The sequence below is a fragment of the Streptomyces sp. NPDC034111 genome (genome assembly GCF_055575375.1).
Genome location: NZ_JBVIST010000002.1, coordinates 172978 through 189106 on the forward strand (window position 1 = coordinate 172978; position 16129 = coordinate 189106).

Annotated in this window: 10 protein-coding genes; 4 read left to right on the plus strand and 6 right to left on the minus strand. The window is 71.5% G+C overall.

Annotated elements, in window-relative coordinates; translation table 11 throughout:
* Nucleotides 1-41 precede the first annotated feature (41 nt).
* A complete protein-coding gene (locus tag ACZ55A_RS06585; RefSeq protein ID WP_468836581.1) occupies nt 42-1184 on the minus strand; it encodes an ArsB/NhaD family transporter in 1143 nt (380 codons plus the stop codon).
* 120 nt (nt 1185-1304) lie between these two features.
* On the opposite strand from ACZ55A_RS06585, the gene ACZ55A_RS06590 reads away from it, so the two are divergent.
* Nucleotides 1305-7271: a TIR domain-containing protein gene (locus tag ACZ55A_RS06590; RefSeq protein ID WP_468835254.1), complete on the plus strand. Its 5967-nt coding sequence runs from the start codon at nt 1305-1307 to the stop codon at nt 7269-7271.
* Nucleotides 7272-7317: 46 nt separating this feature from the next.
* Here the strand turns inward: ACZ55A_RS06590 and ACZ55A_RS06595 are convergent, their stop codons facing one another.
* Complete coding sequence (locus ACZ55A_RS06595; RefSeq protein WP_468835257.1) at nt 7318-7629, minus strand: hypothetical protein; 312 nt, start codon at nt 7627-7629, stop codon at nt 7318-7320.
* Nucleotides 7626-8354: an HNH endonuclease family protein gene (locus ACZ55A_RS06600; RefSeq protein WP_468835260.1), complete on the minus strand. Its 729-nt coding sequence runs from the start codon at nt 8352-8354 to the stop codon at nt 7626-7628. The genes ACZ55A_RS06595 and ACZ55A_RS06600 overlap by 4 nt, the downstream gene beginning before the upstream one ends.
* A 292-nt stretch (nt 8355-8646) precedes the next feature.
* Here ACZ55A_RS06600 and ACZ55A_RS06605 point away from each other — a divergent pair, with 292 nt between their 5' ends.
* Nucleotides 8647-10062: an amino acid permease gene (locus ACZ55A_RS06605; RefSeq protein ID WP_468835263.1), complete on the plus strand. Its 1416-nt coding sequence runs from the start codon at nt 8647-8649 to the stop codon at nt 10060-10062.
* A 21-nt stretch (nt 10063-10083) separates the two neighbouring features.
* On the opposite strand, the gene ACZ55A_RS06610 is transcribed toward ACZ55A_RS06605, so the two are convergent.
* Nucleotides 10084-12222, minus strand: a complete 2139-nt coding sequence (locus ACZ55A_RS06610; RefSeq protein ID WP_468835266.1) for a tetratricopeptide repeat protein — start codon at nt 12220-12222, stop codon at nt 10084-10086.
* A 194-nt stretch (nt 12223-12416) separates the two neighbouring features.
* Nucleotides 12417-13109, minus strand: a complete 693-nt coding sequence (locus tag ACZ55A_RS06615) for a response regulator (RefSeq protein WP_468835269.1) — start codon at nt 13107-13109, stop codon at nt 12417-12419.
* Between the two features lie 250 nt (nt 13110-13359).
* On the opposite strand from ACZ55A_RS06615, the gene ACZ55A_RS06620 reads away from it, so the two are divergent.
* A complete protein-coding gene (locus tag ACZ55A_RS06620; RefSeq protein ID WP_468835272.1) occupies nt 13360-13686 on the plus strand; it encodes an STAS domain-containing protein in 327 nt (108 codons plus the stop codon).
* A 221-nt stretch (nt 13687-13907) separates the two neighbouring features.
* A complete protein-coding gene (locus ACZ55A_RS06625; RefSeq protein ID WP_468835275.1) occupies nt 13908-14309 on the plus strand; it encodes a pyridoxamine 5'-phosphate oxidase family protein in 402 nt (133 codons plus the stop codon).
* Nucleotides 14310-14321: 12 nt separating this feature from the next.
* Here the strand turns inward: ACZ55A_RS06625 and ACZ55A_RS06630 are convergent, their stop codons facing one another.
* Nucleotides 14322-16076: a sensor histidine kinase gene (locus tag ACZ55A_RS06630; RefSeq protein ID WP_468835278.1), complete on the minus strand. Its 1755-nt coding sequence runs from the start codon at nt 16074-16076 to the stop codon at nt 14322-14324.
* Nucleotides 16077-16129 lie beyond the last annotated feature (53 nt).

Below are 16129 nucleotides of genomic sequence, written 5' to 3' on the forward strand. Positions count from 1 at the left end.
CCCCTTACGGGGCACGGAGTTCCGCCTCGTAAGGGGTCTGGCTATCCGGCCACCGCGAGCGCCACGGTGGCGGCCGGCAGGGCCCCGACGGCGAGCAGCGCTCCGGTGCCCATGAAGCTCTTCAGCGACACCCTGACGCCCTGGGCATGGCAGCGCTCGAACCACAGCAGCGTCGCCAGTGAGGCCCAAGGTGTCACCACCGGGCCGACGTTGGTCCCGATGAGCAGCGCCAGCAGCTGGTCATGATTGCCCACGGGCACGGCGGACTCCCCGGCCAGATAGACGGGCAGGTTGTTGAGCACGTTGGACAGCCCCCCGCCGACGGCCGCGGCACGGAGCATGCCGAGCAGCCCGCCGTCCGGGCCGATGGCGGAGGCCAGCATCTCGTGGAGGCCGTTCACATTGACCGTCTCCACCACCAGGAACAGCCCCGGTACCAGGACCAGCAGCCGCCACGGTACGAGCGAAAGCCGGAGCGCAGCCCTCCGGCGTACCGCGAACGCCGCCACGGCCACCCCGGCGGCCGCCGCCGACGCCGTCCACAGAGGGATGTCGGCAAGCAGAATGGCCAGCAGAAAGCCGACGCAGGCGAGCCCGCAGACCCGGAACAGCGTACGGTCCACGGGCCGGTGCACCGCGGGCGGCGGGTAGCTCTCCGCGCCGCGCCTGCCGCTGCGCCAGAAGAACAGCCACAGACAGCCCATGCTGACCACGATGGCCGCCAGCTGAGGAGCCCACATCTTCGCCGCCAGCCCCGTGGGGGAGAGCGCGACGCGGTCCGCCGCGAGCAGGTTCGTCAGGTTCGACACCGGCAGCAGCAGACTCGCCGTATTGGCCAGCCACACCGTCGTCATGGCCAGCGGCACGGGCGCGATCCCCACCCGCGAGGCGAGTGCCAGCATGACGGGGGTGAGCAGCACCGCGGTCGTGTCGAGGTTGAGCGTGATCGTGGTGAGCGAGGCGAAGGCCACACACAGTACGAACAGTGCGGCGTAACTGCCCCGCCCGGCGCGCGCCACACCGGAGGCGACCACGTCGAACACCTCTGCCGCGCTGGTGAGTTCGGCGAGGACGATCACCGTACCGAGGAAGGCGAGCAGCGGGGCGATGCGGAGCATGGCGTCCCCGGCGGGTTCGGCCGGAAGGAGTCCGGTGGCAAGACACAGCAGGCCGCAGGCGAGCATCCCCCCGGCCAGCCAGTCCAGCACATGCAGGCGTTGTATGGCGGCACGCACCCGCAAAGCATGGCACACCATTTGTTCGAAGGCTGTGTCCACCAACGATCTGCTCCCTAGGATGGCGTCATGGTCGTGCGTCAGGAACTTACGGGGGAAACGCCGCCGTTGGACTTCTTCATCAGCTACTCACCCGCCGACGAACGCTGGGCGTCCTGGATCGCCTGGACACTTGAGGAGGCCGGATACCGGACCGTCCTGCAAGCCTGGGACTTCGTGGCCGGCACGAATTTCGTCGACTTCATGGACCGCGGTGTCAGCGAGTCCGCCGCCGTCATCGCCGTCCTCTCCCGGAACTACGAGCGTTCGCGCTACGGGCGGATGGAGTGGCAGGCGGCGTTACGCGCCGACCCCGACGCCCCGGAGCGCAGGCTGATCACCGTCCGTACCGAGGACATTCCGGTCGAGGGCCTGCTCGCCACCATCACGTACGTCGATCTGGTGGGGGTCAGTGACACCGCCGCCGCCCGCGACCTGCTGCTCACCCGGGTGAGCCAGGCGCTGGAGGGCAGGGCCCGGCCCGCCGCGCGCCCCGGCTTCCCCGGCGGACCCGCGGGCGCCCCCACCGCCGTACCGAGCGTCCCCCGCCCGTCGTCCAACCGGCCGCTCGGCCAGCCCGGCTGGGCGGGACGCCGTCGGCCTGCGGTACCGCCCCGCTACCCGCAGGCCGCGGAGTCGAACCGGTCCAGGGAAGCCATCTCGGTGCTGCACCTCGCCGGGCCCTGCTTCGGCCGCGGCGCCGAACCGGCCGCGCTCCAGGCCGCGATCTGGGGCGACCTCGTCGAACTCGCCGATGCGGGGGCGCCCGAGCCCGATCTCCTCGTCGTCACCGGCGACCTCACGGCGTCCGGAAGTCCACGGGAGTGCGAACAGGCACTCAGTTTCCTGACCGGACTGCGGTCACGCCTCGGCCTCGACCCCGACCGGCTTGCCGTCGTACCCGGCGGGCAGGACGTCAGCCAGGCCGCCTGCCGCGCCTACTTCAGCACCTGCGAAGCCGACGAGATGCAGCCGAGGCCGCCGTACTGGCCCAAGTGGCGGCACTACCACCGGCTGTTCCAGGAGCTCTACCAAGGGCTCGACGTGGTCTTCGACAGCGATCAGCCCTGGAGCCTGTTCCCCGTCCCCGACCTGCGGACCGTCATCGCCGGGCTCAACTCCTCGATGGCGTACAGCCACCGGCCGGACGACCAGTACGGCCTCCTCGGCCCCGAGCAGGCCGCCTGGTTCGCGCAGGCCCTGCGCCCGTACGAGCAGGAGGGGTGGCTGCGGATCGGCGCCCTGCGGCACCCGGTCGGGGCGGACCGGCCGCTCGCGTCCGACGACCAGGGCGCGGCACCGGATCCGGACCGGAGCCTGCGTCGCAGCGCCGGTCATGACAGTCCCTCCGGCGCCGCGCCGGTACGCGACAGCGATGTCCTCGCCCGCCTCACCGGGCCCCGGCTGCACCTCATGCTGCACGGGCCCGCCGGAAGCCCGCGGGACGCCTCGGCCGCGCCCACCGCCACCGCACTCCCCCTCGCCTCCGGCGAGCTGCCGGTCTTCGGCGCCGCTGCCCCGGCCCGGCACCAGCTGCTCCGGATCACCGGCGAGGGCGTCACCCGCTGGCCGGAGCGCTCCGACCGGGAACCGCGGCGCTTCACGGCCGAATGGCGGGGCAGCCGGGGCGTCTTCGGCAGTCAGGAGCCTTCGGACGCCGCCGGTGGCGAGGCTCCGGACGCCACGGACGCGGCGTTCCCGGCCGACGCCGGCCCCGCTGCGCCGGCGCCGGAGGTCTGCCGTACCGTCGAGGACCCGCTCGACACCCTCATCGCCCGTGTCAGCGAGGTCTGCCGCACCCGCCACGAGGGGGCCCAGCTCCGGCGGGTGCCCGGCGAGGTGCCGCAACTGCTCGTCACCTGGACGGAATCCGGGTTCGTCCGGCAGCAGCGAGTGGCGGTCTGTGCCGGCACCCCGCAGACGGAGTTCGTCGACCGCTTCCTCGACCACCTCCACGCCTCCGAGGCGGTTCCCGACGCCGAGCTGGTCCACGACGGCCCGCCCCCGTCGCCGGAGCTCCGGGAACGGGCCCGCCGCCGCGGTGTCCGGGTGCGCAGCTTCACCGAGTTCCAGGGGCTGCTGGATCTGCGCGGCTATGTGACCCGCCAGACCGAACGGCTCAGCACCGACCTCCAGTACCACCCGAGCCTCTATCTGCCGCAGCGCTACCGCGAGATCGAACGGCCCGGCGGAGCGGAACGGGACGGGCTCGTCGAGGACATGCTGCGGCTGCTCGACGCCGACCACGGCCGGTTCGTGCTGCTCCTCGGCGACTTCGGCCACGGCAAGACCTTCGCCCTGCGCGAGCTGGCCCGTCGCCTGCCCGAGGAACTCCCCCAGGCCGTACCGCTGCTGATCGAGCTGAGCACCCTCGACAAGTCCCACACCATCGACGGCCTGGTGGCGGCCCATCTGGCGAGCCACGGTGTCGACACCATCGATCTGCGGGCCTTCCGGTACATGCTCCGGCAGGGCCGCATCGTGCTGCTCTTCGACGGATTCGACGAACTGGTCAACCAGGTCAGCTACGAGCGCGCCGCCGACCATCTTCAGATGCTGCTCGACGCCGCGGTGGACAACGCCAAGATCGTGGTCAGCAGCCGCACCCAGCACTTCCGGTCGCAGGCCCAGGTGCTGACCGCGCTCGGGGAACGCGTGGGGCTGCTGCCGCAGCGCCGGGTCCTGGCCCTCCAGGAGTTCTCACCGCAGCAGATCCGCACCTATCTGGTGAACCGCTACGGGGACGAGCACGCCGCCGAACGCCGGGTCCGGCTGCTCGAAGGCATCCCCGACCTGTTCGCGATGTGCCGCAATCCCCGCCTGCTCAGCTTTGTCGCCGACCTCGACCACGAGCGGCTGCGCGCCGTCGCGGGCGCAGGACGGGCCCTGAGCCCCGCCGGGCTGTACGAGGAGGTGTTCACCTCCTGGCTTCAGTACGAGGAACGCCGTGGCCAGGGCAGTCCCGGCAGCCCTCCCGGGCTGAGCGAGCACCAGCTCTGGCGGGGCGTGACGACCCTTGCGCTGCGCCTCTGGGAGAGCGGCCGGAGCGCTCTGCGCCTGGACGAACTCAACGACGTGGGCGAGGTGCTGACCGGCCTCGCCGACAGCAGGCTGTCCGTGCCGCAGGCCGCGCACGCCGTCGGGTCGGGCAGTCTGCTGCTGCGTACCGACGACGGCCTGTTCCAGTTCATCCACGGCTCCGTGGTCGAGTGGCTGGTGGCACGTGAGGCCGCCGCACACCTGGGGAACGCGGGCCCGGAGGACGGCGGTCTGCTGGCCCGCCGCCCGCTGAGCCAGCTGGCGGTGGAGTTCCTGTGCGACCTCGCCGACCACCGCACCTGCCAGCAGTGGGCCGAACGCGTGCTGGCCGACGGTGCCGACGGGGCGGGCAGCGAGCCGGGCGGCTCCCGGGACGGCGACGAGGTCGCCCGGGCGAACGCGGTCAAGGTCCTCAGCCGGCTCCGGGTACCGGCCCACACGGATCTGCGGGGCGCCGTCCTGGCCGGGGAGGACCTCTCCTACCGCGACTTCTCCGGCGTCGACCTCACCCGTGCCGACCTCACCGACGCCGGCCTGGTCGGGGCGGACTTCTCCGGGGCCGTGCTGCGCGACACCTGCCTCGCCGGGGCCCGTCTCGACGAGGCGAACTTCACCGGGGCGGACCTGCGCGGCGCCGATCTGCGGATGGCCCGGCTGATTCGCGCCGACCTGCGCGGTGCCCAGGTGGCCGGCAGCCACTGGCACCGCGCCGCCCTCATCAACGCGGTCGCCGACGACGCCACGCTCGGCACGCCGGAGCTGCGGGCCGCGGCGGTCGCGCCCGGCATGCCCGTCGAGGCGGGCTTCCGGCCGTCCGCGGTCGGCGTTCCGTACGGCTTCAACATGCGTACCAGCAGGCTTCCCGAGCCGGTCTCCTACAGTCCCGACGGCGAACTCCTCGCCGTGGGAAGCGAGGACGGCGGGGTGCTGGTGTGCGACGCCGCCACCGGTACGGCGGTGCGCACGCTCCAGGGGCACACGGGCCGGGTCTACGCGGTGAAGTTCCGCGACCGGGTACTCGCCACCGGCGGGGCGGACGGCACCGTCCGGCTGTGGGACCCGGTCGCGGGCGCCTGTCTCCACCAGTTGGAGGTGCACCCGGACGGCGTGTGGCCGGTGTCCCTGGACGTGGCCGGGGCGCAGCTCGCGACCGGCGACGCGGAGGGCACGGTCATCCTGTGGGAGGTGGCCACCGGGACGCCGTTGCACCGGCTGTACGGCCACACCGCGCCCGTCTACACCGCGGTGTTCAGCCCCGACGGCCGCACCCTCGTCACGGGCGACGCGGCCGGCGCCGTACGTCTGTGGGACACCGGCTCCGGCCGGCTGCTCGGCGAACTCGAAGACCACCGGGGTCCGGCGTACCGTGCGCGGTTCAGTCCGGACGGCACCCTCCTCGCCACCGGCGACATGGGTGAGGACGAGCGTGGCACGGTCCGCCTCTGGGACGTGGCCGAGCTGCGGCTGCGGCACGAACTCACCGGCCATACGGGGCGCGTCTACACCCTCGACTTCCACCCTGGCGGCAGGCTGCTCGCCAGCGGCGACACCAACGGACAGGTACGGCTGTGGGACCCGGTGACCGGGGCCCCCGCCGGAACGCCGTCCGACCGCGGCGGCGCCGTCTACCAGGTGGTGTTCGACCCCGAGGGGACCATGCTCGCCGCGGGCAGCAGCGATGGATCGGTCCGGCTGTGGCGGGTTACGCAGGGGGCCGCGGGCTGGACGGTGGCCCCGCTGCGGCAGCAGCCGGCGGACCACCAAGGGGCGGTCTGGGCCTGCCGGTTCCGCCCCCGGAGCCGTATCGGCGCCCGGGACACCGACCCGATGCTGGTGACCGTCGGCAATGAGGGCCTGGTGCGGCTGTGGGACACCTCCACCGGCCAGGGCAGGCGGATTCTCCGCGGCCATGGGCGGCGCATCGCCAGCCTGGCGTTCAGCCCCGACGGGACGTACTTGGCGGCGTGCGGCAACGACGGTGTGGCCCGGCTGTGGGAGCCCGCGACCGGCCGGCGGATAAGGGAGTTCGCCGGTGACCACGACCGTCTGGTCTCGGCGCTGTTCATCCCCCGGAGCCAACAGCTGGCCACCGCCAGCAGCGACGGCGACATCTATCTGTGGAACACCGGCACCGGTGAGTACCAGCGGGAGATCGACGCCGAGACCGACCATGTGTGGGCCGAGGCGTTCAGCAGCGACGGCGAGATCCTCGCCACCGCGAACGACGACGACACCGTACGGCTGTGGTACCGCAGTACGGGAGCCCATCTGACCACCCTCGCCGACCACCGCGGCCGGGTGCGGTCGATCGCGTTCAGCGCGGACGGATCGGGCCTGGCCACCGGCTGCGACGACCGGTTCGTACGGTTGTGGGACCTCGCGGAGAGCCGCCTCATCGCCGAACTCGAGGGCCACACCGCACGGGTGTACGCGGTGGCCTACGGGCCCGGCGACGCCTGGCTGGCGAGCGCGTCGTGGGACGGCGAGGCGATCATCTGGCGCGACGGCGAGCTCCAGCACCGGCTTCAGGGGCACGTCGGCCGCCTGTGGACCGCGGCCGCCCACCCGAGCCGTCCGCTGCTCGCCACGGCGGGCGACGACCGGACCGTACGCCTCTGGAACCCGCTGGACGGCCGTGAGACGGCCCGGCTGACGGGCCATACCAGCCGCGTCCTCACCGTGGCCTTCAGCCCCGACGGTTCGCTGCTGGCAAGCGGCGGCGAGGACGGCACGGTCCGGCTCTGGAACGTACCCGCCGACGGCGAACCGACCCCGCGAGCCACCCTGATCGGCGTACCGGGAGGCTGGGCCGCGCTGTCCCCCTCGGGCGGCTACAAGTTCGACGGGGACATCGCGGGCGAATTCTGGCATGTGGTGGGCATGTGCCGGTTCGAGCCCGGCGAACTCGACGAGCATCTGCCCGGTGTGCGGCGCCTGTCGATGGACGAACCGATCTGAGGGAACGGAAGACCCCGACAGGGGTGCACAAAGGTGCCCGCCGCCGTCATGGGGCGCATCCGCCGAGGTCGGTGGGGGCTTCGGCGCCGCCGCCCTGCTGGATGCGCCGGAGTGCGGCCGCGTGCAGGGCGGCCAGTCCACCGCGTGGCAGCGCGGTGGGGCTGCCGGCCAGGGTGTACCACTCGTCGGCGCCGGTGTACTGGACCGCGATCCGGGCGCGTCCGTCGGGCAGGAGACGGGTGGCGAGAGTGAGGTCACCGGTGATGATGCCGACCTCATCGGTCATCGCACCGCCGGGCCCGGCCGTCACCTCGTCCTCCAGCCGCTGGGGCGCGGGCGGGCCGGCGTTGCCGTTCATGACGTGCAGGTGCCCAGCATGGTGGTGAGCATGCCCTTTTCGGCTTTGGTGACCGACAGGCCGTAAGTCGCCTTGACGGAGGTCCAGGCCCGCCCGTACGTACACCAGTAGGCCTTGGACGGCGGCTGCCACTCGTCCGGCCCCTGGTCCCCCTTGGAGCGGTTGGCGGAGGCCGAGACGGCGATCAGCTGCGGGTGCTTCAGGTCGTTGGCGAACGCCTTCCGCTTGTCCGTGTCCCAGGACCGTGCCCCGGAGCGCCAGGCGTTGGCGAGCGGCACGACGTGGTCGATGTCGAGCGCGGACGCGGCGCCGAGCCTCTTGTCGTCGTACACGCTGACCCATCTGCCGGACACCGCACGGCATTCCTTGTCGCGCTTGACCCCGGTGCCGGCCCGTTCAAGCACGATCTCGCGGGTGTCGCAGTGCTCGCCCTGCTCCGCCCAGTGTGGGAAGGCGGCCCGGCTGTAGCCGGTCATCGGGCCGTGTGCGGCCACTTTCAGTCCGGCGAGCTCGGCGCGCGCCTTCTTCACCGTGGGCACGCCGGGCAGTGCACCGTCCGAACTTCCCCTGCCGTCGTCCGTCTGCGACGGAGAGGCGCTCGCCCCTGGCGCGGTGCCCTTACCGTCCTGCGGGCCCTCGGACGTGCCGCCGGGTGTGCATCCGGCCAGCGCGAGCACGGCAGCCACCGCCACACAACGCCCCCACCCCTGCTGACGCCTCATCATCGGCCCGCTCCCCCTTCGGCGTTTTCCTCGCAGCCTAGCCTCCGTGTCCAGACCGCCTGGGGGTGCCTTGGAGCCCGTCATGGACGGGTTATGAAACGGACCACATGAAGCAGCTCACACGGGGCGGGCCCCCATGGAACCGCCCACAGGAAACGGCACCTTCACTACGTGTCAACCCCTTCACCAAGCGTAAAGAAAACGTCCGCATAGCGGGCGTTCACGTCATACGCGTACGCCTCCCCGCACACTCGTCTGGCTCACCGAACGTCTCAAGCAATGAACAGGCACGACCATGAGTCGGACAAGCACCCCGTCCCCCCAGGACTCCTCCCAGGCCGTGCAGGACGGCGAGTCCGTGTTGTCGCACGGCCTCAAGCAGCGCCATCTGTCGATGATCGCGCTCGGCGGGGTCATCGGCGCGGGGCTCTTCGTGGGCTCCGGGGTCGGCATCGCCGCGGCCGGGCCCGCCATCGTCCTTCTCTTCGCGGGTACTGGCGCGCTGGTCATGCTGATCATGCGGATGCTCGGCGAGATGTCCGCGGCCCGGCCCTCCACCGGCTCGTTCTCGGTGCATGCCGAGGAGGAAGTCGGCTCCTGGGCCGGGACCACCTCGGGCTGGATGTACTGGCTGATGCTCTGCGCGGGCGTGGCCGCCGAGGCCACCGCGGCGGGCGCCATCATGCACACCTGGGTGTCGTTCATCCCCGCCTATGGCTGGGTGGCGATCTTCATGGTGTTCTTCTGCGGCAGCAATCTGACCGCGGTCAAGAACTTCGGCGAGTTCGAGTTCTGGTTCTCCGCCATCAAGGTCACCATGATCGTCGCCTTCCTGGTGCTGGGCGTGCTCGGCATTCTCGGGGTGTTCGGCACCGCACCCGGCACCAGCCATCTCACCGGCCACGGCGGCTTCTTCCCGACCGGCGCCGCCGGACTGGCCGCCGGACTGCTGACCACCATCTCCGGGTTCGCGGGGCTGGAGACCGTCACCATCGCGGCCGCGGAGTCCGATCAGCCGAGCCGGAACGTGGCCCGTGCCGTCCGCACCGCCGTCTGGCGCATCGCCGTCTTCTACATCGGCTCCATGGCCGTGGTCGTCACCCTGGTGCCGTGGAACGACCCGAAGGTCGCCAAGGACGGCCCGTACGTCACCGTGCTCGACAGCCTCGGCATCCCGGCAGCCGGCACGATCATGCAGATCGTGGTGCTGGTGGCGCTGCTCTCCGCGATGAACGCCAACATCTACGGCTCGTCGCGCATGGCGTACTCCCTCGTCAACCGGGGCCAGGGCCCGCGCTTCCTGGGCAAGGTCACCCGGGGTGTGCCGGCGGCGGCCGTGGTGGCGTCCTGCGGGTTCGGCTTCGCGGCCGTGATCGCCGGGATCGTCTGGCCGACCACGGTGTTCGCCTGGCTGCTGAACATCGCGGGCTGCTCGGTGCTGGTCGTCTGGTCCATCGTCTGCCTCACCCAGCTGAAGATGCGCCGCCGTCTGGAGCGCGAGGCGCCCGAGCTGCTCTCGGTGCGGATGTGGGCCTTCCCCTACCTGACCTGGCTGGCGTTCGCCGCCATCCTCGGCGTCTTCGCCGTCATGGCGGCCAACGCGGACGGCCGTCAGCAGCTCGCCGGCACGGCCGTCGTGGTGGCGGCGCTGGCGGGCGCAGGCCACCTCAAGCAGCGCCGCGACCGACGGGCTGCCGTCACCGCCCCCTGATACGGCTGACCTCACCGCTCTTCACGGCCCGTTGGTCCGCTGCGCGAGTGCCTCCCGGAGGGTGGCACGCTCGCGGCGGGAGGCCAGGGTCCGGGGGTGGTCGGGGCCATGGAACCTGTTCTGGTCCTCGATCACCTCGTCCAGCTGGCGGAGCCCCTCCTCGAGATGTCCGTCCGCCGCGAGGAACCTCCCCAGTTGGTGACGGGTGCTCAGGGTGCGGGAGTGCAGGCCGAGGACGCGTTGCTGGTCCACCATGACGGCACGCAGCAGCTCGACCGCCTCCGCGGGCCGTCCGGACTGACCTGTGAGCACGGCCTCCTCGTAACGACTGCTCAGTGCCCAGGGGTGCTCAGCGCCCAACGCCTCGACGAGCACGGCGTATACGCGGCGGGTCAGCGTCAGCGCTTCCTCGGGACGTCCCGCGCGGCCCAGGGCCCGGGCGAGATCCTGCCGGGTGAGCCACACCTCCAGGTGCTGCGGGCCGAGCACTTCCGCCATGTCGGGCAGTACCTCGTGAAACTGGCGGACCGCGCCCTCATGGTCCCCGGCGTCGCTGGTGAACCGGGCCCGGGCACTCCGGGCAGCGAGTGTCTGCTCATGTCGGGGGCCCAGCAGCCGCGTCCGGTCGCCGACCACGCGGCTCAGCACATCGATCGCCTGGCGGGGATGGCCGGCCTCCGCCAGATAGCGGGCGATGTCGTGCCAGGTGTTCAGGGTGAGGGGGTGGTCATCTCCGCACGCCGTACGGCGCTCCTCGAGGAGAGCCCTCAGACGTTCCACGGCCTCCGCCGGGCGTCCGGCATTGCCGAGCGCGATGGCATGGGCGTAGTCCGCATCGGCAAGGCCGTGCCGGCGGCCCGCGTCGAAGGCTCTGAGGGCGACGAGCGGTCGCATCAGGTCGACGGCCGCCCAGCCGATGTCCACGCTGTCCTCCGGTGACGTCCGCTCCAACAGGGTCTGCCAGCTCGATTCGGGGACGGACGCCAGCTCCGGCAGATCGATCAGGTAGTCGAAGGCGAGATAGCCGCCGGTGTGCGGGACGAGCAGACTGCTGGCACCCTGCACCGCGGACGTCGCCCAGCTGAACGCCTCCTCGACCGGCTCCGGCCGCAGGGTCGGACCCCCTCGTTCGGTGAGGTAGTGCCCGTGCAGTTCCACCAGCAGCTCCCTGCTGACCGGACGGTGCAGTCCCATGCGCCGGCAGTCGATCGCCGCCGAGACCAGGGCGGCACCGCGCGGGTGCATTCCCGGCTGCCATGCATGCAGCCAGTCGTTCACCAACTCCGGCCCCGCGGCCAGCAACTCGGCCACACCGAAACGGTTGCCGGTGCCGCGAGCCGCTTGGGCCACGCGTGGGTCGGCCGCCGCCGACCTGGCGCGCGCCACCTCGGCCTGGGTCCACAAGCGCTCCAGCCGAAGGGGGTCGGCGGCCATGCGGAGTACCTCGCGACCGGAGCGCCAGGTCGCCGCATCGGTGACCTCGCGCTGCCGGGCGCCGTAGCGGTCGTACTCCTTGCTGCGCATGGAAGCGAGCAGGACAACATGCCGGTTCGCACCGTCGAGCAGGGTCCTCACCAGGTCGGTCGTCAGACCGCCGACACCGAGGAACTGGTCGAACTCGTCGAACCACAGCACACACTGGCGCACGTGCGCGGCCTCGGCCGCCACAGCTCCGAGGTCGTGGTCCGGCTTCACGATGAACGCCTGGTGATCGGGCAGTGCGGCCCGCATCGCCTCATAGGCCAGCCGGGACTTTCCAGCGGTCGACTCGCCGACAATCAGCACCAGTCCACCGATGCGCAGCCTGTCGACCAAGGCAGGGAAACAGTCGCGCCGCACGAACTCCGGCAGTCTGTCGTTCCGGGAGGGCTCCCCGTGCGGGGCCGCCGGGTGGATACCGAGCGCGATCGGGTCGTTCAGTTCACTGACGAGGCACCGCTCCGCCCGCACCGTAGGGGCAGACCCCACGCCACCAATACGCCGCCCGGCGAGCCGCCGCTCCGCGAGCGCCCGCTGGGCATCGGCAGTGAACACCCCCGCCAGCGCCGCACCGGACGCCGCCAGCATCGCCGCCCCCCAGGACGGTAACCAGGCGGCACCCATCACTGCCGCCGCGGTGCCCCCTGCGGACGCACCGATCAGCACCACCCACGGACGCATCGATCGCCACAGCAATTCCGCCTCCGAGGGAGGGAGAGGGCTCAGCACAACTGTCTGCTGGACCACCATCCTCTCCGTCCGGCGGACGGGCAGCCAGACCCTTGAACTGTTCACACGGCTCGAAGCCTGCGGGCCCCTGCCGGGAACCAACCACCCGCTGTCCCCCTCCCGGGGGGACAGGGCGGCGCATTTCCTCAGTTCCGGTCCTCCGGTGCACCCAATGTCTGGGTCGCTATGACCGCGGCCTGGACCCGGCGTTCCACGCCCAGCTTGGCCAGCAGCCGCGAGATGTTGTTCTTGACGGTCTTCTCGGCGAGGTAGAGCTTCTTGCCGATCTCCCGGTTGGTCAGCCCCTCCCCCACCAACGCCAGGATTTCCCGCTCCCGCTCCGTCAACCCGTGCAGGCTCTGCGGCTCCTCCTCCTGTGGGGCGCCGCCGCGCAGCCGGGCCATCACGCGCGCCGTGGCCCCGGGGTCAAGCATGGACTGGCCGGAGGCCACCGTGCGTACGGCCTTGACCAGATCGGTGCCGGTGATCTGCTTGAGGACGTAGCCGGACGCGCCGGCCATGATCGCGTCGAGCAGCGCCTCTTCGTCGTCGAACGACGTCAGCATCAGACAGGCGAGGTCAGGCATGCGTGAGCGGAGTTCCCGGCAGACGCTCACGCCGTCCCCGTCCGGCAGCCGCACGTCCAGGACGGCAACCTGCGGGCGCAGCGCGGGTACCCGTACCAGCGCCTGCTCGACCGTGCCCGCCTCGCCGACCACGGTCAGATCGGGTTCCGCCTCCAGCAGATCGAGCACACCACGGCGCACCACCTCGTGGTCGTCGAGGAGGAAGACCCGCACCGGCTCCTTCTCGGCCGTGCCGCCGCTGCTGTCCGTCATCGCACACTCCGTGTTCGCCGGGTTCCTCCGCCGAAGGCGGACCACACGCATCCTGTCGTCCGAACAGGACCGACGGCCAGGGCCGGATGGCCCTGATACACCGTCATTTCTCATGACGAGGGACCTTCGGCCCTGTTTACGGGACCCGCTGGTCCTGTTGCCGCCGGGTGCGTTCCTGATGGACTGCCAAGTGCCGGCGCGGCGGGGGTGAACAGCGCCCCGGTCACTGCCTGGACGGAGAAAGGCTGCCATGACGACGCCGCACATCGGCCTCACGACGACACCGCTGGACGACAGCACGCTCGCCATCGCCCTGGCCGGAGAGCTCGATATAGCCACCGTGGATCACATTGAGCCGGCATTGACCCACCTGACCCGCGACCCATGGCACGATCTGGCGCTCGACCTGGCGAACCTCACCTTCTGCGACAGCGCCGGCGCGGCGCTCTTCGTACGGACGCATCAGCGCTGTGTGGCGGCCGGTGTGCGGTTGAGCCTGTGCCGGATCCCGAGGCTTCCCGCCCTGGTGATCCGCACTCTGGGTGTGGACCGCACCCTGCCGTGCTCCTTCGCCTGACCGCCCCTGAAGAGCCGGTGGGCGACCGGAGAGGGTGGGGGAATCCGGGCCACGGGAAAGGACGTTCGGCCCTGTCGCGGCCGTGGGCGCCGGTGGACTCTGGCTGGTGGAGGCATCACATGTGCCCGAGGACGAGGCCGCAGCAGAAGAGGGGCATGATGAGGGACGGAGCCATGCATCGACCGGTGGATGGCCACCGTGAGGCGGTGGCGCCGCGGCGGATGGCTCGAATTGACCGCGCCGAGGCTCTGCGACTGCTCGGCACCGTTTCGCTGGGCCGCATCGTCTTCACCCATCAAGCCCTGCCGGCCGTCCGCCCGGTCAATCACCTCATGGACGACGAGGACATCATCGTCCCGTTGCACGACGGCGCGACCCTCGCCTCCATCGTGGCTCCCACCAACCTCACCGGCGTGGTGGTGGCCTACGAGGCGGACGTCATCGACCCTGAGACCCATTTCGGCTGGAGCGTCGTCGTGACCGGCTATGCCCGCCGGGTCACCGACGACGGCGAGCTCGCACGTTTCGGTGGCCGTCTACGGCCGTGGGTGGCACACCCCGCCATGAACGCCGCGCTGCGCATCCGGCCGGACCTTGTGACGGGCTCGCAGCTCACCGTGTAGTCGCCGCGACCCTCACTGTCCAGCCGCCGCGGACCCCGCCGTTCGCCCGCCCGCGGTGAAAGGCTGTGGTCCTGCGGCAGAGCCGGAAGCGAGCGGCGCCCGCCATACCAGCCGGCTGCCGCCCTCGGCAGGGCGGCCGGTCTCCAGGTCGCCGCCCACGTTCCGCGCCCGCTCCTCGAGGTTGCGCAGGCCGCTGCGCCTGCCTCCGACGGGGAGGCCCCTACCGTTGTCCGTCACGGTCAGGATGACGTCATCGGTGGTGGCCTGGAGGGAGACCTCGACCCGCGTCGCGTGCGCGTGGCGGGCGGCGTTGCTCAGCATTTCGGTGAGGGCCGCCATGACGTGGTCGGCGACCTGCGGCGGTACGTCCGTGTCGAGCAGGCCTTCCATGCTCAGGCGCGGTGGGAAGCCGAGTGTCGTCGCCGTCTCGCCCACTGCGCGGGCCACGCGTGCGCGCAGACTGGGGCCGGTTTCGTCGTCGCGGGCCCGGAGTCCGAAGATCGTGGAGCGGATGATCTTGATGGTTTCGTCGAGGTCGCCGACGGCACGCGCGACGCGTTCGGCGGCCCCGTCGTGCCGGACGAGCCGTGCGGCGCTCTGGAGGGTCATACCGGTCGCGAACAGCCGTTGGATGGCCAGGTCGTGCAGATCACGAGCGATCCGGTCACGGTCCTCCAGCAACGCCAACTGCTCGGCGTCGCTGCGGCGTTCGGCCAGTTCCAGAGCGAGCGCGGCCTGTCCGGCAAAGGCCAGCAGCGGCTGTAGTTCCCCGTCGGTGAAGACCGGCTCTCCCTGGTGGCGAGCCAGCAGCAGCACGCCTCGGGGGTCCTTGGCGCCGGTGCCCAGGGGCACGGCGACCGCGGGGCCCAGACCGTCGAAGCGCCTGGGGCCCGCGGTATAGCGGCCGTCGTCGGCAAGGCCGGCCGTGGTCACCGGTACCCGGGCCTTGTAGGCGGCGCCGGACAAGGTGCCCTCGACCGGTACCACCAGGCCGCGACGGGTGTCGTCGTCCGCGCCGATGGCCAGCTCGACAACGAGCTCGTCGGTCCCGGCCACGGGCACGGACACGTCCACCAGCCCCGCTTCGGTGATCTCCTGGGCGCGACGGGCGATCAGCTCCAGTACCTCCAGCCGGGGGCTGCCGGAGAACAGGCTGGTGGTGATCTCCGTGTTCGCCTGGAGCCACCGCTGCTGGCGCTGCGAGGCCTCGTAGAGCCGGGCGTTGTCGATGGCCACACCGGCGGCGACGGACAGGGTGGAGATCACCGACTCGTCCTCGGCGTCGAAGTCCAGGCCCCCTCGTTTGTCGGTGAGGTACAGGTTGCCGAAGACCTCGTCGCGTACGCGGATGGGCACGCCGAGGAACGTTCGCATCGGCGGATGGTGCGCGGGGAAGCCGTACGACGCCTCATGTGCGCCGAGTTCGGTGAGCCGCAGCGGCTCGGGGTTGCGGATGAGTTCCCCGAGAAGGCCGTGTCCGGCCGGCAGCGGCCCGATCCTGGCGATCTCCTCCTCCGTCATCCCCACCGTGAGGAACTGCGACAGCGTCCGGCCGTCCGGGCCGATCACGCCCAGCGCCCCGTACTGCGCGTCGACCAGCAGCGCGGCGGCTTCCACGATCCGGCGCAGCACCTGCGGGAGGTCCAGCTCCCGGCCGACCGAGACGACGACTTCCAGAAGGCTGTGCACCCGGTCCCGGGTGCCGCGAGCCGCGTTGATGCGCGCCTGGAGTTCCTCCAGCAGCTCATCGAGCCGCATCTGAGGCATCCGCGACAACGGCTCCTCCACGCCCACCGGGCCCCTCCTCCGTCGCTCACCCG